Source organism: Streptomyces coeruleoprunus (assembly GCF_039542925.1).
Classification (GTDB): domain Bacteria; phylum Actinomycetota; class Actinomycetes; order Streptomycetales; family Streptomycetaceae; genus Streptomyces; species Streptomyces coeruleoprunus.
This window is the reverse complement of sequence record NZ_BAABIT010000001.1, coordinates 3990146-4012574: the sequence shown is the minus strand read 5'-3', so window position 1 is coordinate 4012574 and position 22429 is coordinate 3990146. Positions and strand designations below refer to the sequence as shown.

Sequence of the window (22429 nt, the reverse complement as noted above, 5' to 3'; positions counted from 1 at the left end):
TTTCATTACCGAGTAACGAAACTGAGCCCCGTCCTCAGCTGCCGGAACGCGGTCTCAGCGGCCGCCACCGCGTCCGCGTACACCGCGTCCGCGCCCTCCCCCGCCTCGATCCGCCGCCAGTTCTCCTCCGCCAGCACCCGCAGCACGGCGACGATCTGGCCCGCCGCCAGGCGCGCGGCGACCCCGCCGCCCAGCGCCTCCGCCAGCGCCTCCTCGGACGCGGCCTGGTACGCGTACAGCCGCGCCACCAGGCTGGGCGTCCCGTACAGCAGCCGGTGGAACGCCAGCACGTCGGGCTCGTCGGACAGCCCGGTCACCGGGTCGCGGCGCTCCAGCCCGTCCCGTACGTGCCGGTGCAGCGCCTCCAGCGGCCCGACGCCCTCCGGGCGCCCGGTCACCACACGCGCCGCCTCGTCCCGGTGGTCGGCGAACCGGTGCAGGACCAGGTCCTCCTTGGCCGGGAAGTACCGGAACAGCGTCGGCTTCGACACCTCCGCGGCGGCCGCGACCTCGGCGACCGACACCCGGTCGAACCCCCGCTCCAGGAAGAGCGCGATCGCCGTGTCCGAGATCACCCGGTACGTCTGCTGTTTCTTGCGCTCCCGCAGACCCGCCATGTCATCCGTCCGTCCCGCTCGGCGCCGCCAAAGACGCCATCGTAGGACCCGCCGCCGGGCTCAGAAGATGTCCGGGCACCACGGCCGGCGCGGCGTGCGCAGCAGGGCGTCCGCCGTGGCCGCCGCCCCCGGCCGGGCCTCCTCGACGCGGCCCAGCGCCACCAGCCGCGCCACGGACTCGTCGCCCAGGTACAGCGCCCCCAGCTCCGCCACGTCCAGCACCAGATCCGCCGGCGCGCCGGTCGGTGTGCACACCGCCCCCTCCGGCGAGGCCTCCAGCCGGAACCTGCCGCCCGCGAGCCCCGCCCCGTCCCGTACGTCCAGGACCAGCGACCCCGCCACGGCGTACGTCCGCGCCTCCAGCGCCCGGGCGACGTCCAGGATCCGCACCCACATCAGGTCCGCGTGCGTGAGCACCTTCGCCGCCCGCGGGTCCGGCAGCAGCAGCGGCAGCAGGTCGTCCGGCGCCCGGTAGCCGCTGCGCACCCGCATCACCCAGTCGATCGCGCACAGGTAGTGCCACAGCGCGCGCTCCGCGGCGGGCGTCACCGCCAGCAGCTCCCGCACCGTCGCCGTGTTCACCGGCTGCTTGCCGTCGTCCCACCGGTCGTCGCAGGCGTACGTGACGTACCCCTCCACCTCGCCCGAGGCCGAGCGGTACGTCGCGTGGAACGGTTCCGTCCAGTGGTCCGCCGGCAGCACGTCCACGCCCGTACGGCGCTCCCAGTCCCGCACGCTGCGGCTGACCACGCCGGGGCGTACGGCCCTGAGCCGGTCGTGCAGTTCGGGGCCCAGCTTGCGGAGGGTCGCCCCGTCCACGAGGTCGACGCGGCCGCCGTCCTCGGGGCCCGACCAGCGCGGGTCGAGCCCGGCGCGGCGTACGTCCACCGCCCACTCGGTGGTCCAGGTGGCCGGACCGTAGCCGTACCGCCCGTAGATCGGGTACTCGGCGGCGATCAGCGTCGACACGATGTCGCCCCGCTCCTTCGCCGCGGCCAGCTCGGCGGCCATCATCCGGCTGAGCAGCCCGCGCCGCCGGTGCGTGGCCGACACGCTGACGTTCGTCACGGCACTGGCGGGCACGGTCGCCCCGCCGACCACGGTCAGCTCCTGCGCGAACGCCCGGAACGTCGCCACGCAGCGCCCGTCCTCGAACGCCCCCTGCATACGGGACACGTCCCAGTGGGCGGCCCTGACCGCGACCTCGTGGTCCGTCACGGCCGGCGCGCGGAGAAAGCCGGTGTTGAGGGCACGCAGCCAGTCGGAGAACTCGGAGTCGTCAACGGGCCGCACGACGAGGGAGGTCATCGGGCCACGCTGACACGCGGCCCCACCGGCACGCACCTGTTTTTCCCGGCGGTGAGCCGCCCGACAACGGGACGGGGGTGGACCGGGGGTCGCGCGCGCAGGATTGGCGGCGCTGGACGCTTCGCTGTCATGGCCCCCGAGCAAGCCACTGAGCACGTGACCCCCGGTCCACCCCCGGACCCACCCACCGTCGTGGCGCGCAGGGGGCGGGCCCTCAGGCCGGGGGGCCGTTCCGCTGTGCCCACCCGTTCCTCCCCCAAGGACTACGTCCAGGGGGGACCCCCAGGCGGAACGACTACCCACAGCGAAACGGCGGCACCAGCCCACAGCGGAAACCACGGCGCAAGCCACAGCGAAACGGCGGCGCCGGCCCGCGGCGAAGAACGGCGGCGCCGGCGCGCGACGAGGAATGGCGGAGGCGTTACGCCAAGAGGTCGTCGATTTGGGCTTCGCCCTCTCGGTAGCGGCGGGCGATTTCCGCGCTGCAGCCGTCCGCCGTGCGCTGGAGCTCCTGCCTGCGGCGGGAGACCTGCTGTTCGTAGCGGGCCAGCCGGCCCATCGCCTCGTGCAGCTCCTCGTCCGTACGGGCCTCCAGGTCGGACAGCTCGACCTCGGCGAGCATGTCGGCGGCCAGCCGCCGGTACTCCTCGCTGCGCGGCGTGGACAGCGTCAGGTGCCGCGCCGACGAGGGGCGGCCGTGCCGCCGCGACGGGGCGTCGGCGAGGATCTCCGGCAGCCGGTGCACCACCGGCACCTCGGGCGCCGCGCGCCGCGCCAGCTCGGCGCGCAGGATGTCGATGCGCCCCTGGAGCAGCCGCCGCACATAGCTGAGGTCGGCCTCGTCGCCGTGCGAGTCGCGGCGCAGCGCGCGCAGCTCGTCCAGCCGCAGGGCCCTCAGGTCCGTGGTCGGTTCGGCGGTCCGCTGTATCGGTGGGCGGGACCTTTCGACGCCTGAGCCCGTGCAGGACATCGATGTGGGACCGGGCGTCGACCCGGCTCCGGGTGTGCTCATGAGAATCCGTCCCCTCGACCGGTGCTTCAGGCGCACCGCCTGAACGCATGGTGCCACTCCCGCATGCGATGTGCAGGTGCTCTGCACCCGTTCGGCCCTCGGTAAGTTGGGGCGTATGCGAGCAGTGGTACAGAGGGTCGACGGCGCACGGGTCGAGGTCGCCGGGGAGACGGTCGGGGAGATCGTCGGCGAAGGGCTGTGCGTCCTCGTCGGCGTCACGCACGGGGACACCCCGGAGAAGGCGGCGCAGCTGGCCCGCAAGCTCTGGTCCGTCCGCATCCTGGACGGCGAGAAGTCCTGCTCGGACGTGAATGCACCCTTGCTGGTGATTTCGCAGTTCACCCTCTACGGGGACGCCCGCAAGGGCCGCCGCCCCACGTGGAACGCGGCGGCGCCCGGCGAGGTGGCCGAGCCGCTCGTGGACGAGGTCGTGGCGCGGCTGCGGGAGCTGGGGGCGCGGGTGGAGACGGGCCGTTTCGGTGCGGAGATGCGGGTCTCGCTCACCAACCACGGCCCGTTCACCGTACTGCTGGAGGTCTGAGGCCTACGGCCGTACGACGCCTACGGCCGTAGGACGCCCTACGGCTCGACGAGCGTCCTACGTCCCTACGGCTCGACGACCGTCCCTACGTCCCTACGGCTCGACGACCGTCTCCTGGCTGGCCGCGGTCGTCCCGGCCACCAGCGGCGCGTCGACCGGCACGTTCCGCTTGACCAGGGCCAGCGCGATGGGCCCCAGCTCGTAGTGGCGCACCGCCGTGGTGACGAAGCCGAGCTGGCGGCCCTCCTCGCCGTCCGAGGCGAGGCGGATCGGGGCGCCGTGCGGCGGCAGGTGCACCTCGCTGCCGTCGAGGTGCAGGAAGACCAGCCGGCGCGGCGGCTTCCCCAGGTTGTGGACGCGGGCCACGGTCTCCTGACCGCGGTAGCAGCCCTTCTGGAGGTGGACGGCCGTGCCGATCAGGCCCACCTCGTGAGGGATGGTGCGGTGGTCGGTCTCGAAGCCGAGCCGCGGCCGGTGCGCCTCGACGCGCAGCGCCTCGTACGCGAGGGTCCCGGCGAGCGGGCCGTTCGCCGCGGCGTACGCCTCCAGGCCGTCGCGGGGCAGGAACAGGTCGCGGCCGTACGGGGTCTCCCGTACGACGACGCCGTCCGGGGCCTCGGCGACGGAGCCGGCCGGCAGGTGCACGACGGCGAAGTCGCCGGTGCGGTCGGCGACCTCGACCCGGTAGAAGAACTTCATCGACTCCAGGTAGGCCAGGAGGGCGTCCTGCGTACCGGGTTCGACGTGGGCCCAGACCGTCTCGCCGTCGTCGACGAGGGACAGGGCGTGCTCGATGTGACCGTTCGCGGAAAGGATCAGCGCCTCGGTCGCCCGGCCGGGCGGGAGTTCGCTGACGTGCTGCGTGAGCAGCAGGTGCAGCCAGCTCAGCCGGTCGTCGCCGGTCACGGTGACGACGCCGCGGTGCGACAGGTCGACGAGGCCGGTGCCGGCGGCGAGGGCGCGCTGCTCACGGAACGGGTCGCCGTAGTGGGCGGCGACACCTTCGTCGCGTCCCTCGGCCGGGACCGCGCCGGGCAGGGACAGCAGAGGGCTCTTCATGCGTAAAGCCTACGACCCGCTGTTCGACCGCTTCGCTGTGCAGTCCTCGCACCGGCCGAAGATGGCGAAGTGCTTCAGGTCGGTGTCGAAGCCGAAGGTCTCGCGGAGCTTGCCGGTGAACTCGGCGGCCACCTCGACATCGGCCTCGATGACGTTCGTACAGTCCCGGCAGACGAGGTGGAGGTGGTGGTGGCGGTCGGCGAGGTGGTACGTGGGGGCGCCGTGGCCGAGGTGGGCATGGCTGACCAGGCCCAGCTCCTCCAGCAGCTCCAGCGTGCGGTAGACGGTGGAGATGTTGATGCCGGAGGCGGTCTTGCGCACCTCGGTCAGGATGTCGTCGGGGGTCGCGTGCTCCAGCACGTCCACCGCCTCGAGGACGAGCTGACGCTGGGGCGTCAGCCGGTAGCCTCGCTGCCGAAGATCGCTCTTCCAGTCGGTGCTCACCACGCCGTCCAGTGTAGGAGCACCGACCGGAATTCCCAGGGCCTGTCCAAAGGCAGGCCGGATGACGCCTAGCGGAAGAAGGCGATGCCGTCGTCCGGCAGGTCGGGCAGGTTCTTGGCCATGGCCTCGACCTCCTCCGGCGTGACGACCTTCTTCAGGTGCGCGGACATGTACGGGCGGAGCGGGACCTCGGGGGTGGCCTTCTCGCCCACCCACATGAGGTCGCTCTTCACGTAGCCGTAGAGCCGCTTGCCACCGCTGTACGGGCCGGAGGCCGCGGTACGGGCGACGGCGTCGGTCGCGAGGTCGATCTGCGGCTTCTGGTCGGCCAGCTCGCCGTACCAGATCTCGACGACGCCCTGGTCGCGCACCATGACGACCTCGACCTTGCGGTCCTTGTCGATGCGCCAGTAGCCGCTCTCGCTCTCCAGCGGGCGGACCTTGTTGCCCTCGGAGTCGAGGACCCAGGAGCGGGAGACGTACTCGATGAAGTCCCGGCCGTCGTGGCTGAACGTGACGGACTGGCCGAAGTTGCACTTCTCGGCGCCAGGGAAGTCGGACACGCCCGCGCCCTCCCACGTGCCGAGGAGGAACGCGAGGGGGACGAGGTCCGGGTGCAGGTCGGACGGGATGTGGATCATGAGTGGCTGCTCTGGCGATCTGTTCGTGGGACGGTCGGGATCAGCGCTGGCCCTGGTACAGCTTCTTCACGGTCAGACCGGCGAAGGCGAGGACGCCGACGCAGACCAGGACCAGCAGGGCGGAGAAGAAAGCCTCAAGCACGGGGTGCTCCTCGGTGAGCGGTGGGCGGTATGGGGGCCGGGTCCCAGCCTAATGGGTGGGGCCCCGGCCCCGGCGTGTGAGGTCCGCCGGTGACCACGTCGTGGGCGGGCGCACTACAGTTCCGGATATGGCGAAGAAGCTCGTGATCAAGGTGACCGCCGGGGCCGACGCCCCCGAGCGCTGCTCGCAGGCCTTCACGGTGGCGGCGGTCGCCGCGGCCAGCGGGGTCGAGGTGTCGCTCTGGCTGACCGGGGAGTCGTCCTGGTTCGCCCTGCCGGGGCGTGCGGCCGAGTTCGAGCTGCCGCACGCGGCGCCGCTGCCGGATCTGATCGAGGCGGTCCAGGCGGCCGGCCGGATCACCCTGTGCACGCAGTGCGCGGCACGGCGCGAGATCACGGAGAAGGACGTCATCGAGGGCGTACGGATCGCCGGGGCGCAGGTCTTCGTCAGCGAGACCATGGGCGAGGGCGTGCAGGCGCTCGTCTACTGAGGCCCCCGCCTCTTCTTGCCGTCCAGTTCGTCCCACCACTCGTCGGACTGCGGGTCCCCGGACGGGTCGTCCCACCAGCGGTCGTCCGGGCCCCGCCGGTTGGCCGCCCACGCGGCCAGCGGCGGCAGCAGCATCGCGGCGAACGCCATCCCGACGGCGACCTCCACGGACCACAGGCGCACGAAGGCCCACGCGCTGACGAAGAGCGCCAGACAGGCGCCCATCAGCACGAAGTACGTGTGCCGACGCCGTGCGTACACGATTCCAGGGTAAGACCGGACAGGACCGAGGGGCCGCACCTCAAGCCTGGAAAGCGTCCAACCCCCAGGAGGTGCGGCCCCTCGGCCGTCAAAGGGTGCCGTCGCGGGACGGCGTGCCGTCTCAGACGGCGATCGCGACCTCGGCGAGGCCACCGGTCTGCACGACGACCGTGCGGTCGGCCGTGGCGCCCGGCACCAGCGCGCGGACCGTCCAGGTGCCCTCGGCCGCGTAGAACCGGAACTGGCCGGTCGCGGAGGTCGGGACCTCGGCGGTGAACTCGCCGGTCGAGTCCAGCAGGCGGACGTAGCCGGTCACCGGCTCGCCCTCGCGGGTCACCTGACCCTGGATCGTGGTCTCACCGGGCTTGATCGTCGAAGCGTCCGGGCCGCCGGCCTGTGCTCCACACATGATGAATCTGTCCTCCAGGTCGGGGCGGGATTACTTGTTGGCGCCGAGCTCGATCGGCACGCCGACGAGCGAGCCGTACTCGGTCCACGAGCCGTCGTAGTTCTTGACGTTCTCCTGGCCCAGCAGCTCGTGCAGGACGAACCAGGTCAGGGCGGAGCGCTCACCGATGCGGCAGTAGGCGATGGTGTCCTTCGCCAGGTCCACCTGCTCCTCGGCGTAGAGGGCCTTCAGCTCGTCGTCCGACTTGAAGGTGCCGTCGTCGTTGGCGTTCTTCGACCACGGGATGTTGCGGGCGCTCGGCACGTGGCCGGGGCGCTGCGACTGCTCCTGCGGGAGGTGCGCCGGGGCGAGGAGCTTGCCGCTGAACTCGTCGGGCGAGCGGACGTCGACGAGGTTCTTGCTGCCGATCGCGGCGACGACGTCGTCACGGAAGGCACGGATGGAGGTGTCCTGCGCCTTGGCCTTGTACTCGGTGGCCGGGCGGTTCGGGACCGCGGAGCCGTCGACCAGGTCGCGGGAGTCCAGCTCCCACTTCTTGCGGCCGCCGTCGAGGAGCTTCACGCTCTCGTGGCCGTACAGCTTGAAGTACCAGTAGGCGTACGAGGCGAACCAGTTGTTGTTGCCGCCGTAGAGCACGACGGTGTCGTCGTTGGCGATGCCCTTCGCGGAGAGTAGCTTCTCGAAGCCCTCCTGGTCGACGAAGTCGCGGCGGACCGGGTCCTGGAGGTCCTTCTTCCAGTCGATCCGGACGGCGTTCTTGATGTGGTTCTTGTCGTACGCCGACGTGTCCTCGTCGACCTCGACGATGACGACCTTGGGGTCGTCGATGTGGGCCTCGACCCAGTCGGCGTCTACCAGGACGTCGCTGCGGCTCATGCTGTTTCTCCTCCGGGGCAGTGTGCGGCGGGGTGCGGATACGGCAGGTCGCGCCGAGCGCTCTACGCGTACGAGGGTGCGGGGCGGCTACGGCACGGGGAAGGCCCCCTGCGGTGAAGGGCCGAAAAACGCGGGGTTGCGGGCCCGCGATCAGACACCGCGACAGAGCATGGCGGCGACGCGGCACAGGTCTACTGCCCGCCGCTTCGTGAGATCCGCCTGTCGCTTCATCATGGGACCGATCGTAGGGACGGACAGGCGACCGTGTCACCGGCGTGTCGCATGATGAGACGCGATCGTCCACTTCTTGGGACGAGAAAGCCCCCGGGGCCGGCTCGCGGCCGGTCTCCCCGGGGGCGTTCCCGCAGTTCGTCTAGGGTGCGGACAACCCTGTCTCACCATGTGGCCATCGGGCCGTTCAGCCTGCCAGGACGACGTCCTTGCCGACCACGGTGACGGCCAGCCCCTCGGGCAGCGCCTCGACCTTCTGGATCTTCAGTCCGGCCGGGAAGCCGCCGACCCGGCGGTCGAAGTCGGTGCGCTCGCGGACCAGTTCCTCGATGCCCGGGATGCCCTCGCCGGGCACCTTGTCGGCGCGCACCCGCAGCGTGTCGCCGTCGACGACGCTCACGGTCGACAGGACGCTGCGCGTGAGCTTGCGGCCGAGCACCTCGACGCTGCCGGTCACCTTGATCTTGCCGTTGCCGCCGTACGCGAGGGTGATGTCGTCCTTCGACGCCTTGCGCAGGTCGTCGTACGAGATCCGCGCCGTCCCGGTCGCGCTCTCGGCGACCGCCCGCTCGAAGTTGTTCTCCAGCCGCACCCGGTGCAGCTCGGCGTTCAGCTCGTTGACCCTGACCGTGCGGCCGCCGGCCGTGGCCTCCACGCCCGCGAGGGTGACGTCGACCCGGTCCAGCTCCTTGCCGAGGACCTGCGTGAGGAAGGGGAAGCCGGCGATGGAGACGTCCGGGGTCCCGGACACGCCCTGCGTGGCCTGGATCCTGCTCGCCACCTCGGACTCCGCGTAGTTGACCGCCAGGCGGTCCACGAGGGCGAAGAGGCCACCCAGGATCACCCCGGTGATCAGCAGTATTCGCAGTGCTCGCATTGGCTGGTCTCCCCCGCCCGTTCGTGCCCGGCTCCGCCTGTTCGCGCCCGGCTTCCGCCGACGTCAATGATCGACGAGCGGGGTTACCGATTGGTTCCCCCGCCCCGGCGGGCCCGCTCAGGCGAGGGTGCGGCCCAGGACGTACACGAGCGGCGCGGCCACCGCGAGCGGCAGCGCCACACCGGCCGTCATGTGGACGAACCGCGACGGGTAGTCGTAGCTGGCCACCCGCAGCCCGATCAGCGCGCACGCCGCGGCCGCCAGACCGAGCAGCGCGCCCTGCGCGCCCAGGCCGGTCGCCCCGCCTGCCGCGACACCCGCGCCCGCACCCGCGAGCAGCGCGACCACCGGCGACGCGGGCCCCGGCAGCGGCAACGCGCGGGCCACCGTGGCGGCGGCCACCGCGAGGGCGCCCACGACCACCGCGTCCGCCGATGCCGCGAGGTAGCCGGCCGCGACGACGGCCAGCGCGGACGAGGCGACGGTCGCCATCAGCCCGTACATCCGCTCCTCCGGCGCCGCGTGGCTGCGGAGCTGGAGGACCAGGACGAGCAGCACCCACACGCCGAGCGTGCCGAGGATCGCGGCCGGGCCGTGCTCCTTGCCGGCGGCGAGGAGCACGCCGTCCGCGACGAGCCCGCCGGCGAAGGCGAGCGCGATGCCCTGGCGGGCGGGCCACATGCCGTTGAGCCGGAACCAGCCGGCCGCGGTCACCGCCTGGAGCAGCACCAGCGGGAGCAGCAGGCCGTACGTGCCGAGGGCGGCGCCCCCGGCGAGCAGGGCGCCGAGCAGGGCGGTCAGCGCGGCGGGCTGGATGCCCGGCTCGATGATGGGCGAGCGGCCCTCGGCGCGGGCCCGCTGGGCGTCGGTGATCCGGGCGTTGCCCATGGTGGTGGGCGCGCTGTACTCGGGGGCGGCGGAAGGCTCGGGGGCCTGGGGCCGGTCCTGAGCGTGGGCCGGCGCGGCGGCGGCCGGTTCCGGGGCGTACGCGCGGGCGTCGTATCCGTACGACTGCTGCGGCCCGTCCTCGGTGACCGGCGGGAGGTACGCCGTGGGCGCGTCGGCGGCCGGGGCCTGCGGGGGCAGCGGGTGGGAGCCCGCGTTCTGCGGCGGCAGGTACATGGTCGTCTCGGCCGCCTGCTGCGGCGGCTGGACGACCGGCTGGTAGTGCGTGTCCCAGGTCTGGCCCTGCCACGTCTGGGCGACGTCGGGGTCCGCGTAGGGGTCGTACGGGTACTGCTGGTCGCTGCTCATGCTGTGCGGTTCACCCTCCTGCGAACGGCGGGAGCACCTCGACCGTGCCGCCGTCGGCCAGCCGTACCGTCTCATGCCCGCGCGTGCCCACGGGGTCGCCGTCCACCAGGAACGAGCACCGCTGCAGCACCCGGACCAGCTCGCCGGGGTGCCGCTCGCGCGCCGCGTCCAGCGCGTCGGCCAGGGTCTCCGCCGCGTACGGCTCCTCGGCGACACCGGCGGCGGCCTTGGCCGCGGCCCAGTAGCGGATGGTTCCCGCTGCCATAGGAGGGCTCCTTTCGTCAGGCTTCCATGATGGGCCACGCCGGCGGTGCCTCCGACGACGCCGCCCCCGGCGCCCGCGGAGGCGACTGCGGCGGCGAGGACGCCGTCAGCCACTGGGCGAGCCGGTCGAGCAGTGCCTCGTCGGCGGCGTTCTCGGCGTGGCCCATGCCGGGCTCCAGCCACAGCTCGGCGGCGTCGCCGGCCGCGGCCTCGGCCAGCATCCGGGGGTGGTCCAGCGGGAAGTACGCGTCGCGGTCGCCGTGCACGATCAGCAGCGGCGTCGGCGCGATGAGCGGCACCGCCTCCACGGGCGAGAGCGGTACGGGGTCCCAGGCGCGGTCGTGGATCCGGGTGCCGAACCCGTACCGGCCGACGAGCCGCCCCTCGGGGCGGGTGATCAGCCAGTGGACGCGGCGCATGGGCGCCGTCCCCCGGTAGTACCAGCGCGCGGGCGCACTGACGGATGCCACCGCGTCGGTGTGCGCCCCCGTGCGCTCCCGGTACAACGCGGCATGGCGCAGGACGACCGAGCCGCCCATGGAGAAGCCGACCGTCACCACGCGCGCGTGCCCGCGCTCCCGTGCCCAGGACACCGCCGCCGCCAGGTCCAGCACCTCGCGGTCGCCCACCGTGGACCGCCCGCCCGAGCGGCCGTGGCCCCGGAAGGAGAAGGTCACGACGGCCGCGTGCCGCGCGAAGGCCCGCGCGGCGCGCCGTACCGCCGGCCGGTCGGCGGAGCCGGTGAAACCGTGCGCCACGACGATCGCGGTGTCGGCCGGACCGGTCGCGCAGGGGTCGTAGCGGGCCTCCAGGCGGACCGCGTCAGAAGTCCGCAAAGACTGACGCAAGGTTTCGCCCAGGGAGCCGCGAGTGAGCGAGGAAACATCCACACTGTGAAATGGACCCTCTGTCCCGGAACTCATGTGGGCTATTCTGGCTGGCAGAGGATCCGGGCAAAGCAGCCCCCGGGTCCTTTTGTGTTTTCCGGCCGTTGTTACAGGCAGGTGAACAAAGGCTCTCAAGGGCGCGGGAGCCCCCGTACGACGCGGTACGAAGCCGTGCGACGCCGTACGGAGCAGTGCCGCAAACGTCCTCGCACGAACCGAGGAGGAACCGACGTCATGGGCGAGCTGACCGTGCACGACGACACGACGACAGGCCGGACGACGACCCAGGCAGGTGGGGCGCGATGAGTTCACTGCTGCTGCTGACGAATGCCCTCCAGCCGTCGACGGAGGTGCTCCCGGCCCTCGGTCTGCTGCTGCACAACGTCCGGGTGGCCCCCGCGGAGGGGCCGGCGCTCGTCGACACCCCCGGGGCCGACGTGATCCTCGTGGACGGCCGCCGCGACCTGCCGCAGGTGCGCTCGCTGTGTCAGCTGCTGCGCTCCACCGGGCCGGGCTGTCCGCTGCTCCTGGTGGTCACCGAGGGCGGGCTCGCCGCCGTGACCGCCGACTGGGGCATCGACGACGTCCTGCTGGACACGGCGGGACCGGCCGAGGTCGAGGCGCGGCTGCGGCTCGCGACGGGCCGCCAGCAGGTCACCGCCGACGACTCCCCCATGGAGATCCGCAACGGCGACCTGTCGGTCGACGAGGCCACGTACAGCGCCAAGCTGAAGGGCCGGGTCCTGGACCTGACCTTCAAGGAGTTCGAGCTGCTGAAATACCTGGCGCAGCACCCGGGCCGGGTCTTCACCCGCGCCCAGCTGCTCCAGGAGGTGTGGGGCTACGACTACTTCGGCGGTACGCGCACGGTCGACGTCCACGTACGGCGGCTGCGCGCCAAGCTGGGCCCCGAGCACGAGTCGCTGATCGGCACCGTCCGCAACGTCGGCTACCGCTTCGTGGCGCCGGAGAAGGTGGAGCGGGCCGCCGAGGAGGCGCGCGCGGAGGCCCGTGCGGGGGCACGCGCGGAGGCCCGTGCCAAGGCCGCCACGCCGGACGTCCTCCGTATGGCGGACAAGGAAGAGGCACAGGAAGCGGCCGTACGACCTGCCCAGAGGTAGGTCACCCCGCGTAGACTGCCGCGCGTGGCCAAGGTGACGCGGGACGACGTGGCACGACTGGCGGGTACTTCCACCGCGGTCGTGAGCTACGTCATCAACAACGGACCCCGGCCGGTCGCCCCGGCCACGCGCGAGCGTGTCCTCGCCGCGATCAAGGAGCTGGGCTACCGGCCCGACCGGGTGGCCCAGGCGATGGCGTCCCGGCGCACCGACCTCATAGGCATGATCGTCCCGGACGCGCGCCAGCCGTTCTTCGCCGAGATGGCGCACGCGGTCGAACGGGCCGCCGCCGACCGCGGGAAGATGGTGCTGGTCGGCAATTCGGACTACCGGGACGAACGCGAGCTGCACTATCTGCGGGCGTTCCTCGGCATGCGCGTCGCCGGGCTGATCCTGGTCAGCCAGGGACTCAGCGAGCGGGCCGCGGCCGAGATCGAGGCGTGGGACGCGCGGCTCGTGCTGCTGCACGAGCGGCCCGAGGCCATCGACGACGTCGCGGTCGTGACGGACGACATCGGCGGCGCGCAGTTGGCGACGCGGCACCTGCTGGAGCACGGCCACGCATACGTGGCGTGTCTGGGCGGCATCGAGTCGACGCCGGCGATCGGCGACCCGGTGACCGACCACGTGGAGGGCTGGCGGCGGGCCATGCTGGAGTCCGGCCGCTCCACGGACGGCCGTCTCTTCCACGCCCCGTTCAACCGCTACGACGCGTACGAGCTGGCCCTGAAGATCCTGTCCGGCCCCGACCGGCCGCCGGCGATCTTCTGCTCGACGGACGACCAGGCGATCGGCGTCCTGCGCGCGGCGCGCGAGCTGCGGCTCGACGTGCCGGGCGATCTGGCGGTGGCCGGCTTCGACGACGTCAAGGAGGCCGCGCTGACGGACCCGCCGCTGACGACGGTGTCGTCGGACCGGCCGGCCATGGCGCGCGCGGCGGTGGACCTGGTGCTGGACGACGGGCTCCGGGTCGCGGGCTCGCGGCGGGAGCGGGTGAAGTCCTTCCCCTCGGCCCTGGTCGTGCGCCGCAGCTGCGGCTGCAACGGGGCGTAGGCATACGCGTCGCTACAGGGAACCCCGGCGCCTTTATATCGGGCATACGCACTTCTGTCGGGCTTCTCAGGGCGCGCTCAGATTCTTTTCATGATCGAGCAGCACTGTCGTACCCATGACCGACTACTTCCGCCGCAGCGGCGGCCAGGGGAATGACGAACCGCAGCAGTACGCCGGGTTCCACGACCCGGGCCACCCTCCGCCGCCCGCGTACGCGCCCGCTCCGGGGCACGCGCGACGGCGGGCGCGGGGGCCGGTCGGGCTGATCGCCGCCGTCGCCATCGCTGCGGCCGCCGTCGGCGGGGGCGCCGGGGCCCTGGCCCAGCGGTGGTCGGGCGGCGACGCGGCCGCTCCGTCCACGGGCGTGCCGGGTACGACCGTGGCGCAGTCCAGCAAGGGGACCGTCGCCGGGGTCGCCCAGGCGGTGTCGCCCAGCATCGTGGAGATCCGGGCGGCCGGCACGGCGGGGCAGTCGACCGGGTCCGGCGTGATCATCACCGGGGACGGCGAGATCGTCACCAACAACCACGTGATCGCGGGCGCCTCGGAGATCAAGGTCCGGCTCAGCGACGGCAGCACGTACGCGGCCGACGTCGTCGGCACCGCCCCCGACAAGGACCTGGCGCTCATCAAGCTGCGCGGCGCCAAGGGACTCAAGGCCGCCACGCTCGGCGACTCCGACCAGGTGCGGGTCGGCGACCAGGTCGTCGCCATCGGCTCCCCGGAAGGGCTGACGGGGACCGTCACCAGCGGCATCGTCTCCGCGCTCGGCCGGGACGTGACCGTGGCGAAGCAGGACGACGGCGGGCAGCAGCAGCGCGACCCGCGCCAGGGCTGGCCCTTCGAGTTCGGCGGCCGCCAGTTCAACGGCGACACCGGCTCGTCCAAGACCACGTACAAGGCGATCCAGACCGACGCGTCCCTCAACCCCGGCAACTCCGGCGGCGCGCTGATCGACATGGACGGCCGGATCATCGGCATCAACTCCGCGATGTACTCGCCGAGCGGCGCCGACGGCTCCACCGCGGGTAGCGTCGGCCTCGGCTTCGCGATCCCGGTCAACACGGTGAAGGCCGACCTCGACAAGCTCCGCTCGGGCGGGGACGACTGAGCGGGTGAGACGGGGCGCGTGCGACGCTGAGGCACATGAACAGCAGCACCGGTGAGCCCGAGCGCATCCTCGTCGTCGACGACGAGCCCGCCGTCCGTGAGGCGCTCCGGCGGAGCCTCGCCTTCGAGGGGTACGGGACGGAGGTCGCCGTCGACGGCGTGGACGCGCTGGAGAAGATCGCGGCGTACGGGCCCGACCTCGTCGTCCTCGACATCCAGATGCCCCGCATGGACGGTCTGACCGCGGCCCGCCGCGTCCGGGCGTCCGGCTCGACCGTGCCGATCCTGATGCTGACCGCGCGCGACACCGTCGGCGACCGGGTGACCGGCCTCGACGCGGGCGCCGACGACTACCTGGTGAAGCCGTTCGAGCTGGACGAGCTGTTCGCGCGGATCCGGGCGCTGCTGCGGCGCAGCTCGTACGCCGCCGCCCGCGCCGCCGGCGGGGAGCCCGACGGCGATGTGCTGGCCTTCGGCGACCTGCGCATGAACCTCGCCACCCGTGAGGTGACGCGGGGCGAGCGGCGCGTGGAGCTGACGCGTACGGAGTTCACGCTGCTGGAGATGTTCCTGGCGCATCCGCGCCAGGTGCTGACCCGGGAACAGATCCTCAAGGCGGTGTGGGGCTTCGACTTCGAGCCCAGCTCCAACTCCCTGGACGTGTACGTGATGTATCTGCGGCGCAAGACGGAGGCCGGGGGCGAGACCCGGCTGGTGCACACCGTGCGCGGGGTGGGCTATGTGCTGCGCGACGGAGGTGGCGAGTGAGGGACCCCGTGCGGCGCTTCCGGGCGCTGCCGCTGCGTTCCCGCCTGGCGCTGCTGACCGCGACGGCGGTCGCCGTGGCGGTGGCGGGCGTGGCCGTGGCGGCCTGGCTGCTGACGCGGGCACAGCTCTTCGACGAGTTGGACACGTCGCTGCGCAACACGGCGGCGCCGCCGGACCTGGTGCGGGACACGCTGCGTCAGTGCCGTACGCCGGTGGGCGAGCCCGCCGCGCAGGGCCGCCCCGGGTTCGCGTACACGCAGGTCGTGGACGTGAACGGGGCGCGCTGCGTGGCGCAGTACTCGCGTCCGGTGAAGGTGCGGCCGGCCGATGTGGCGGTCGCGAACGGCACCGTGGACGACGCCCTGCACACCTCGACGACCGACAGCGGCGAGACCGTCCGCGTGCACACGGTGCGCGACAGCGTCGTCCTGCCGGGCGGGCCGGCGGTCGAGGTGGCGGTGTCGCTGGCCCGGCCGACGGCCGAGATCGACAAGTCGCTCAGCCGGCTGGCACTGCTGCTGACCGCGCTGGCCGGGATCGGGGTGGTCGGCGCGGGCGCCGCCGGGCTGTGGGTGGCGCGGGCCGGGCTCAGGCCCGTGGACCGGCTCACGGACGCGGTCGAGCACGTCGCCCGTACCGAGGACCTGACCGTACGCATCCCGGTGGAGGGCGAGGACGAGATCGCGCGCCTGTCGCGGTCCTTCAACGCGATGACCGCCGCGCTCGCCTCGTCCCGCGACCGGCAGGCGCAGCTGATCGCCGACGCCGGACACGAGCTGCGGACGCCGCTGACGTCGCTGCGCACGAACATCGAGCTGCTCGCGCGCAGCGAGGAGACGGGCCGGGCCATCCCGGCCGACGACCGGCGGGCGCTGATGGCGTCGGTGAAGGCCCAGATGACGGAGCTGGCCTCGCTGATCGGCGATCTCCAGGAGCTGTCCAGGCCGGACGCGGTGACGCCGGGGCGGCTGGGGGTGGTCGCGCTGCACGAGGTCCTGGACACGGCCCTGGCGCGGGCGCGGCTGCGCGGCCCGGAGCTGACGGTCACGGCGGACGTCCGCCCCTGGTACGTACGGGGCGAGGCGGCGGCGCTGGAGCGCGCGCTGGTGAACGTCCTGGACAACGCGGTGAAGTTCTCCCCGCCGGGCGGGACGGTGGAGGTGGCGCTCGTGGACGGTGTGGTGACCGTGCGGGACCACGGGCCGGGCATCCCGGCGGACGAGCTGCCGCACGTATTCGAGCGGTTCTGGCGGTCGCCGTCGGCCCGGTCGCTGCCGGGCTCGGGGCTCGGACTGTCGATCGTGGCGCGTACGGTCGGGCAGGCGGGCGGCGAGGTGGCGCTCACCCCGGCGGAGGGCGGCGGCACGCGCGCGGTGATCCGGCTGCCGGGCGCGCCGACGCCGCCTCCCGGGGCGGCCGGGTCAGTTGTGCCGCAGCAGTGACGCGACGAGTCCGGCGCGGGTGTTCGGGAAGTCCATGGGCACGATGCCGAGGCCGCGCCAGCCGCTCGCCCCGGCGCTGTCCACGAGGCTGTGGACGCGCGGGTTGAGGCGGTCGGCGTTCCAGCGGGGCGGCAGCAGCGCTGCGGTGGAGACGTGGTTGACGTACAGCTTGCCGGGCTGCTCGACGGCCTTCCTGAAGTGCGCCTCGATCTTCGGGTACTTGGCGGTCGGCTCGGCCATGTAGTCGTCCTGGATGTCGAAGAGGGCCCCGTCGCCGTAGCGGACGCCGGGCAGTCCGGCGTTGTCGGCGAGCAGGACGACCCGGCCGCGGGCCTCGCCGAGGAGGGGCAGGCCGTCGCCGATCCGGAAGAGGGGGCGCCAGCCCTTGGCGTCGAGGTAGAGGTCGAAGATCCGCCGGAAGGCGGCGTCGCTCTCCTGCGAGTACTCCTGCTTGACCCGCATGAGGACGGTCTCGGCGGGGTGCGCGGCGAGGAAGTCGCGGCAGGCGATGAGGACGTCGCCGAACATCTGGTGCTGGTAGTAGGCGCCGTGGTGGATGGCGAAGGCGTCGCCGGTGACCCGGCAGCGGATGTCGAGGAACCGGATCCCGCTCGCCAGCTGCTGGGCGACGGTCGTGTTCTGGCACGCGACCCAGAGCCCGCCGGAGGGCGCGCCCGAGTTGTGCGTGCCCGGGATGGTGAGCGCCCGGAGCGGGGTGGCGTCGGCGTGGGCGGCCATCCAGTCCTGGAGGGCGGCGGACGCGTGGGCGATGGACGCGTGGGCGGGGGATGCCGGTAAGGCGCCGAGGGCGAGGGCGGCCGTGAGGACGGCGCGGCGGGTCATGGCCATGAGCGGAGTATGACGCGTACACATCAATGAGTGAAGAGAAAGGGAGCGGGGCGGTGGACCACGCCGGTCCACCGCCCCGCTCGAAAGCCCGGAGGCCTGTGAAAGCCCGGAGGCTGTGAAAGCCCGGAGGTCTACTTGACGACCGTGATCCGGTCCGCCGCCGGCGGCGTCAGCGGGGAGCCCGCCGAGGAGTGCGCGCCGAGGTAGGCGATGAAGACGTCCAGGTCGGAGGCGCCGACCAGCTTGTTCTTGCCCTGGGCGAGAGCCGGGAAGCCGTCACCGCCGCCCGACAGGAACTCGTTCATCGCGACCCGGTACGTCTTGGCCGGGTCCAGCGGCTGGCCGTTCAGCTTCACCGACGCGACGTCGACGCGCGCGGCACCCGTCTTGGTCATGTCCAGGGTGTAGGTGAAGCCCTTCGACACCTGGAGGATCTTCGGGGACGCCTCGTTGGAGCCGCTGACCTGCTGCTGGAGCGCGGTGATGATCTGAGCGCCGGTCAGGTCGACGGTGGTCATCATGTTGGTGAACGGCTGGACGGTGTACGCCTCGCCGTAGGTCACGATGCCGTCCGTCGCCTCCTGGCCGGACCGCGAGTGCACCAGGTCGGCGCGGATGCCGCCCGGGTTCATGAACGCGATCTGCGCGCCGCCCTTGTCGGCCGGGGCGAGGCCCTCCAGCTGCGCGTCGGCGATCAGGTCGCCGAGGGGCTTCTCGTACGCGGTGGAGCCGCGGCCGTCGATGTTCGCGGCGATGTGGCCGACCGGACGGTTGGCGATCGGCGCGGCCAGGGCGTTCCACTTGCCGATCAGGTCGGTCATGTCCGTGGCCTTGGCGACGTCACGGGTGACCACGTGGTTCGCGGACGCCACGGTCGTACGGACGATGTCCTTGGTGGCGCGGTCGTAGGTGAGGGTCGTGTCGGTGTACAGCTTGCCGAACGACGCCGCCGAGGTGACCGTGCGCGGCTTGCCCGAGGGGTCGGGGATGGTGCACGCGTACGCCTGGTGGGTGTGGCCGGTGACCAGGGCGTCGACCTGCGGGCTGAGGTTCTTGGCGATCTCGACGACCGGGCCGGAGATGCCGTCGCCCGGGCCGGGGCTGTCGCAGTCGTAGTTGTACGCCGGGGAGGCCGGGGCGCCGCCCTCGTGGATCAGGGCGACGACGGACTTGACGCCCTGGCGCTCCAGGATCTTGGTGTACTTGTTGATCGTCTCGACCTCGTCGCCGAACTTCAGGCCCTTGATGCCCTCGGCGTTGACGATGTTCGGGGTGCCCTCCAGGGTCACGCCGATGAAGCCGATGCGGACGCCTTCCTTCTCCCAGATGAAGTACGGGTCGAGGATCGGCTTGCCGGTCTTCTCGTCCGTCACGTTGGCCGCGAGGTAGGGGAACTCGGCACCCTTGTAGGTCGTGCCCTCGGCGCAGCCGTCGGTCGGGTGGCAGCCACCCTCCTGGATGCGCTTCAGCTCGGCGGCGCCCTCGTCGAACTCGTGGTTGCCCACGGAGGTGACGTCCAGCTCCAGCTTGTTCAGCGCCTCGACGGTCGGCTCGTCGTGGAAGAGGCCGGAGATCAGCGGGGACGCGCCGATCATGTCGCCGGCCGCGGCGGTGATCGAGTACCGGTGGTCCTTGCGCGCGTCGCGCAGGTGGGTGGCCAGGTACTCGACGCCACCGGCCTTGATCTTCTGAGTGGTGCCGTCCTCGTGGACGTGGGTCACCTCGCCCGAGGAGCCGGCCGGCGGTTCGAGGTTGCCGTGCAGGTCGTTGAAGGAGAGCAGCTGTACGTCGACGGTCCGGCCGGCCTTCTTGCCGTACGTCCAGGACTCGGACGCCGTCGCGGTCGCGGTGCTGGTCTCCTCGGCCGCGCCGGCCGGAATGGCGGCGACGAGCGCGCCGACGGTGGCGATCCCCGCGGCAGTGGCGAGCATCCTCCGACCCGCGCGCTTCTTGTGGCGTATCGCTGACATCTGTCCCCTTTTTCCCCTTATGACGCCGCATGACCTTACGTACCGTCACGCGACAGGTGTGCCGAGCGCAGCCTAGAGTCAACGCGCGTAGCGCAACAGGGGTGAATGGTTACGACCTGGTTGCCTTCACCCGACGAGCGTCACCCCACCACGGCCCGGTGCCGCCGTAGGCTCGTAGGCATGACGACTGACGTTCCCGCATCGGCCCTCGAGCCGGGCCGACGTATCGAGACCTACGACGAGCTCACCCCCGAACAGGTCCAGGACGTCCTCGCCCTCATCGCCGACGCCGCCCGCACCGACGGAATGCAGGCGGTCTCCGAGCAGGGCCGGCTCCAGCTGCGCGGCGGGCGGCGCGAGGGCGTACGGCACCTGCTGCTCACGGTGTCCGGCAGGCTGGTCGGGTACGCCCAGCTGGAGGACACGGACCCGGTCGAGGCCCCGGCGGCCGAGCTGGTGGTCGACCCCTCGCAGCGGGGCCGCGGCCACGGCAGGGCGCTGGGCTCCGCACTGCTGGCGGCCTCCGGCAAGCGACTGCGGGTCTGGGCGCACGGCGGCAAGTCGGCGGCCCGGCACCTGGCACAGGTCCTCGGCCTGACCCTCTTCCGCGAACTGCGCCAGCTCCGGCGGCCACTGGTCCCGCTGGACATCGAGGAGCCGACGCTGCCGCCCGGCATCACGGTCCGCGCCTTCGTGCCCGGCCAGGACGACGCCGCCTGGCTGGCGCTGAACGCGGCCGCGTTCGCCCACCACCCCGAGCAGGGCTCCCTGACCCAGCGGGACCTGGACGACCGCAAGTCCGAGCCGTGGTTCGACCCGAAGGGCTTCTTCCTCGCGGAGCGCGAGGCGGACGGCGCGCTCGTCGGCTTCCACTGGACGAAGGTCCACGCCGAGGAGCAGCTGGGCGAGGTGTACGTCCTCGGCATCGCCCCCGACGCCCAGGGCGGCGGCCTCGGCAAGGCCCTCACCGCGATCGGCCTGCGCCACCTGGCGGCGCAGGGCGTACCGACCGCGATGCTCTACGTCGACGCGGACAACACGGCGGCGCTGCGGGTGTACGAGGGGATGGGCTTCACGACGCACGAGGTGGATTTGATGTACCGGACGGAGACGTAGACGGGCTTCTCGCGGGGTGGCGCCGCCGTGACCGGTACGGCGGCGCCGAGCGCGCGGCCTCCGCCCTCCCCGCGCAGAGAGGACGGCAGCGGTCCCGTCCTCGAGGCCGCACGCCGGGCGACGCACCACCGCCACGCAATAACAAAAGTTTTGTTAAAGTGCTTCCATGGCCACCACTCCCGACCCGGCACCCGGAGAAGGCCCCGTCCGACCGGTCTCCGTCTCCCTCCACGAAGGCACCATCGCCGCCCTCAAGGCCCGCACCGGCAAGCGCGGCATGTCCGCCTACGTCGAAGCCCTCATTCAGCGCCAGCTCGAACGGGACCGGCTGCGCGAACTCATCGAAGACGCGGAGTCCGAGCACGGGCCGGTGGACCAGGCAGCGGTCGAGGCCAAGCGAGCGCTCCTGCGCGGCGACACGGCCGGCTCGGCGGACGCCGCGTGAGCGGCACCCTCGTCCTCGACTGCGAAGCTCTTTCCCAACTCGTACGACGCACACCCGAGCTCACCGAATGGCTCGCCGCCGCCGAAGCCGAGGACATCCGCGTCACCATCAGCTCCGTCACTCTCGTCGAAGCCCGCGACCCCAAAATCAACCAGGCCCGCTTCGACTACGCCGTCTCCCGGGTCAACGTCATCCCGCCCACCGAAGCCATCGCCCGGCACGCCGGCAAACTCCTCGCCGGAGCAGGCCTGCACGGCCACAGATACGCCCTCGACGCCATCGTCGCCGCCACCGCACTCGCCGCACCTGCCCCCGTGACCGTCCTGACGTCCGATCCCGAGGACCTCCACACGCTGTGCGGCCCCGGCGTCCGCGTGATCAAGGTCTGACCCCGCTTACGACGGCGGGGGCCCGCGGTTCCTACGATGCGCGCGCCCCTCGGATCAGCTGAGTGCCGATCCGGCGCCTGCCATGCGCCGGCGCCTCCAGAACGGTGGCGGTCACGTTCTCGAAGCCGTACTCCGTGAACAGCCCCACCCAAGTCCGAGGGGTGTAGTCCCACCGCTTCACAATCGCGGGGTCCTCGTCCGGCCCGCGCGGGATGTACGACGCCTGGCAGCCGTAACAGCCTTCCACAGGCGGATGCTGCGACATGGCGAAGACGCCGCCGGGCACCAGACAGCCGTGAACAGCGGGAAGGGTCAGGCGAGGATCGGTGAAGTAGGCGGCGCCGAAGACGGAGTAGACGGCGTCGTACCGGGTGACCGAGGCCGCCATGAAGCCCAAGGCGTCACCCTGGTGCAGTTCCATCCCCTCCACGTCCGCCCATCGCTCACGCGCCTTGGCGAGCTGCGCGGCGGACAGGTCAACGCCCACCGCCCTCATGCCGAGCGCGGCCAAGTGCGCCAGGTTGCCGCCCGATCCGCACCCGAGGTCGAGCACACCGTCCCCCGGCTCCAGCGCGAGCACTTCAGCCCCGGGCCCGTGGTCGGGGTGCTGGGTCCAGTTGAACCACGTCGACTCGCCCCTGGCGTTCGTCCTGCGCCGTGGGGGCTTGCTCTTCGCGTACGTGTCCCAGGCGGCGCTGCGGGCGTCGGTCACGCTTCCTCCGTTCGGTTCACGGGCACGGCCGCTCGGCTGCTGGTTGACTCGCCGTCAGCGCACGAGGGGAAGTTGAAGGGGGCGTTGTCAGATCAACTGCACCCCTGCGCGGGCTGCCGGGACATGCCCTCCCAGGCACTCA

Annotated in this window: 27 protein-coding genes; 10 read left to right on the top strand and 17 right to left on the bottom strand. The window is 72.2% G+C overall.

Going from position 1 to position 22429, the window contains the following annotated elements; all coding sequences use genetic code 11:
• Positions 1-5: 5 nt before the first annotated feature.
• From ABEB09_RS17880 to ABEB09_RS17870, 3 genes are all read right to left on the bottom strand, one after another.
• Entirely contained in the window at positions 6-617 is a 612-nt protein-coding gene (locus ABEB09_RS17880; RefSeq protein WP_345690922.1) for a TetR family transcriptional regulator, read from the bottom strand.
• 60 nt (positions 618-677) lie between these two features.
• Complete coding sequence (locus ABEB09_RS17875; protein ID WP_345690921.1) at positions 678-1925, bottom strand: GNAT family N-acetyltransferase; 1248 nt, start codon at positions 1923-1925, stop codon at positions 678-680.
• Positions 1926-2346: 421 nt separating this feature from the next.
• On the bottom strand, positions 2347-2937 hold the full coding sequence (locus tag ABEB09_RS17870; protein ID WP_345690920.1) for an RsiG family protein: 591 nt from the start codon (positions 2935-2937) through the stop codon (positions 2347-2349).
• A gap of 115 nt (positions 2938-3052) precedes the next feature.
• Here ABEB09_RS17870 and dtd point away from each other — a divergent pair, with 115 nt between their 5' ends.
• Positions 3053-3478: a D-aminoacyl-tRNA deacylase gene (gene dtd, locus ABEB09_RS17865; protein WP_345690919.1), complete on the top strand. Its 426-nt coding sequence runs from the start codon at positions 3053-3055 to the stop codon at positions 3476-3478.
• Between the two features lie 93 nt (positions 3479-3571).
• On the opposite strand, the gene ygfZ is transcribed toward dtd, so the two are convergent.
• From ygfZ to ABEB09_RS17850, 3 genes are all read right to left on the bottom strand, one after another.
• A complete protein-coding gene (gene ygfZ / locus ABEB09_RS17860; protein WP_345690918.1) occupies positions 3572-4537 on the bottom strand; it encodes a CAF17-like 4Fe-4S cluster assembly/insertion protein YgfZ in 966 nt (321 codons plus the stop codon).
• A 9-nt stretch (positions 4538-4546) separates the two neighbouring features.
• The gene (locus ABEB09_RS17855; RefSeq protein WP_345690917.1) at positions 4547-4984 is read right to left on the bottom strand and encodes a Fur family transcriptional regulator; all 438 of its coding nucleotides are present in this window, start codon (positions 4982-4984) and stop codon (positions 4547-4549) included.
• 65 nt (positions 4985-5049) lie between these two features.
• Entirely contained in the window at positions 5050-5622 is a 573-nt protein-coding gene (locus tag ABEB09_RS17850) for a heme-binding beta-barrel domain-containing protein (protein ID WP_345690916.1), read from the bottom strand.
• Positions 5623-5891: 269 nt separating this feature from the next.
• On the opposite strand from ABEB09_RS17850, the gene ABEB09_RS17845 reads away from it, so the two are divergent.
• On the top strand, positions 5892-6254 hold the full coding sequence (locus ABEB09_RS17845) for a DsrE family protein (protein WP_345690915.1): 363 nt from the start codon (positions 5892-5894) through the stop codon (positions 6252-6254).
• On the opposite strand, the gene ABEB09_RS17840 is transcribed toward ABEB09_RS17845, so the two are convergent.
• From ABEB09_RS17840 to ABEB09_RS17810, 8 genes are all read right to left on the bottom strand, one after another.
• Positions 6248-6514: a DUF3099 domain-containing protein gene (locus ABEB09_RS17840; RefSeq protein WP_345690914.1), complete on the bottom strand. Its 267-nt coding sequence runs from the start codon at positions 6512-6514 to the stop codon at positions 6248-6250. The genes ABEB09_RS17845 and ABEB09_RS17840 overlap by 7 nt on opposite strands.
• A 121-nt stretch (positions 6515-6635) precedes the next feature.
• Entirely contained in the window at positions 6636-6923 is a 288-nt protein-coding gene (locus tag ABEB09_RS17835) for a DUF1416 domain-containing protein (RefSeq protein WP_345690913.1), read from the bottom strand.
• A gap of 30 nt (positions 6924-6953) precedes the next feature.
• Positions 6954-7799, bottom strand: a complete 846-nt coding sequence (locus ABEB09_RS17830; protein ID WP_345690912.1) for a sulfurtransferase — start codon at positions 7797-7799, stop codon at positions 6954-6956.
• 150 nt (positions 7800-7949) lie between these two features.
• Complete coding sequence (locus ABEB09_RS34975) at positions 7950-8030, bottom strand: putative leader peptide (protein ID WP_425580066.1); 81 nt, start codon at positions 8028-8030, stop codon at positions 7950-7952.
• 187 nt (positions 8031-8217) lie between these two features.
• Entirely contained in the window at positions 8218-8907 is a 690-nt protein-coding gene (locus tag ABEB09_RS17825; protein WP_345690911.1) for an LmeA family phospholipid-binding protein, read from the bottom strand.
• A 117-nt stretch (positions 8908-9024) separates the two neighbouring features.
• Positions 9025-10236 (bottom strand): hypothetical protein, encoded by a 1212-nt coding sequence (locus ABEB09_RS17820; RefSeq protein ID WP_380841245.1) that lies wholly within the window; start codon positions 10234-10236, stop codon positions 9025-9027.
• Entirely contained in the window at positions 10172-10426 is a 255-nt protein-coding gene (locus ABEB09_RS17815; RefSeq protein ID WP_345690909.1) for a MoaD/ThiS family protein, read from the bottom strand. The genes ABEB09_RS17820 and ABEB09_RS17815 overlap by 65 nt, the downstream gene beginning before the upstream one ends.
• A gap of 16 nt (positions 10427-10442) precedes the next feature.
• The gene (locus ABEB09_RS17810) at positions 10443-11348 is read right to left on the bottom strand and encodes an alpha/beta hydrolase (RefSeq protein WP_345690908.1); all 906 of its coding nucleotides are present in this window, start codon (positions 11346-11348) and stop codon (positions 10443-10445) included.
• A gap of 266 nt (positions 11349-11614) precedes the next feature.
• On the opposite strand from ABEB09_RS17810, the gene ABEB09_RS17805 reads away from it, so the two are divergent.
• The 5 genes from ABEB09_RS17805 (at position 11615) to ABEB09_RS17785 (ending at position 16806) form a co-directional block, all read left to right on the top strand.
• Positions 11615-12433 (top strand): winged helix-turn-helix transcriptional regulator, encoded by an 819-nt coding sequence (locus ABEB09_RS17805; protein ID WP_345690907.1) that lies wholly within the window; start codon positions 11615-11617, stop codon positions 12431-12433.
• Positions 12434-12457: 24 nt separating this feature from the next.
• Positions 12458-13486 carry a LacI family DNA-binding transcriptional regulator gene (locus ABEB09_RS17800; protein WP_345690906.1) on the top strand — a complete coding sequence of 343 codons (1029 nt, stop codon included), beginning with the start codon at positions 12458-12460 and terminating at the stop codon, positions 13484-13486.
• Between the two features lie 115 nt (positions 13487-13601).
• The gene (locus ABEB09_RS17795) at positions 13602-14597 is read left to right on the top strand and encodes a S1C family serine protease (RefSeq protein WP_345690905.1); all 996 of its coding nucleotides are present in this window, start codon (positions 13602-13604) and stop codon (positions 14595-14597) included.
• Positions 14598-14632: 35 nt separating this feature from the next.
• A complete protein-coding gene (locus tag ABEB09_RS17790) occupies positions 14633-15364 on the top strand; it encodes a response regulator transcription factor (protein WP_345690904.1) in 732 nt (243 codons plus the stop codon).
• Positions 15361-16806: a HAMP domain-containing sensor histidine kinase gene (locus ABEB09_RS17785; protein WP_345690903.1), complete on the top strand. Its 1446-nt coding sequence runs from the start codon at positions 15361-15363 to the stop codon at positions 16804-16806. Before ABEB09_RS17790 ends, ABEB09_RS17785 begins: the two co-directional genes overlap by 4 nt.
• Here the strand turns inward: ABEB09_RS17785 and ABEB09_RS17780 are convergent.
• Positions 16786-17649, bottom strand: coding sequence for a phosphatidylinositol-specific phospholipase C (locus tag ABEB09_RS17780; protein ID WP_345693975.1), 864 nt, complete (start codon positions 17647-17649; stop codon positions 16786-16788). The two genes, ABEB09_RS17785 and ABEB09_RS17780, sit on opposite strands and share 21 nt — an antisense overlap.
• A 137-nt stretch (positions 17650-17786) precedes the next feature.
• A complete protein-coding gene (locus tag ABEB09_RS17775) occupies positions 17787-19625 on the bottom strand; it encodes a bifunctional metallophosphatase/5'-nucleotidase (protein ID WP_345690902.1) in 1839 nt (612 codons plus the stop codon).
• 180 nt (positions 19626-19805) lie between these two features.
• Here ABEB09_RS17775 and mshD point away from each other — a divergent pair, with 180 nt between their 5' ends.
• The 3 genes from mshD to ABEB09_RS17760 all read left to right on the top strand — a co-directional run bounded on the left by mshD (position 19806) and on the right by ABEB09_RS17760 (position 21575).
• The gene (gene mshD / locus ABEB09_RS17770; protein ID WP_345690901.1) at positions 19806-20741 is read left to right on the top strand and encodes a mycothiol synthase; all 936 of its coding nucleotides are present in this window, start codon (positions 19806-19808) and stop codon (positions 20739-20741) included.
• Between the two features lie 166 nt (positions 20742-20907).
• Entirely contained in the window at positions 20908-21186 is a 279-nt protein-coding gene (locus ABEB09_RS17765; protein WP_345690900.1) for a hypothetical protein, read from the top strand.
• Positions 21183-21575, top strand: coding sequence for a type II toxin-antitoxin system VapC family toxin (locus ABEB09_RS17760; protein WP_345690899.1), 393 nt, complete (start codon positions 21183-21185; stop codon positions 21573-21575). Before ABEB09_RS17765 ends, ABEB09_RS17760 begins: the two co-directional genes overlap by 4 nt.
• Positions 21576-21606: 31 nt before the next feature.
• On the opposite strand, the gene ABEB09_RS17755 is transcribed toward ABEB09_RS17760, so the two are convergent.
• Positions 21607-22287 (bottom strand): class I SAM-dependent methyltransferase, encoded by a 681-nt coding sequence (locus ABEB09_RS17755; RefSeq protein ID WP_345690898.1) that lies wholly within the window; start codon positions 22285-22287, stop codon positions 21607-21609.
• Between the last annotated feature and the right edge of the window lie 142 nt (positions 22288-22429).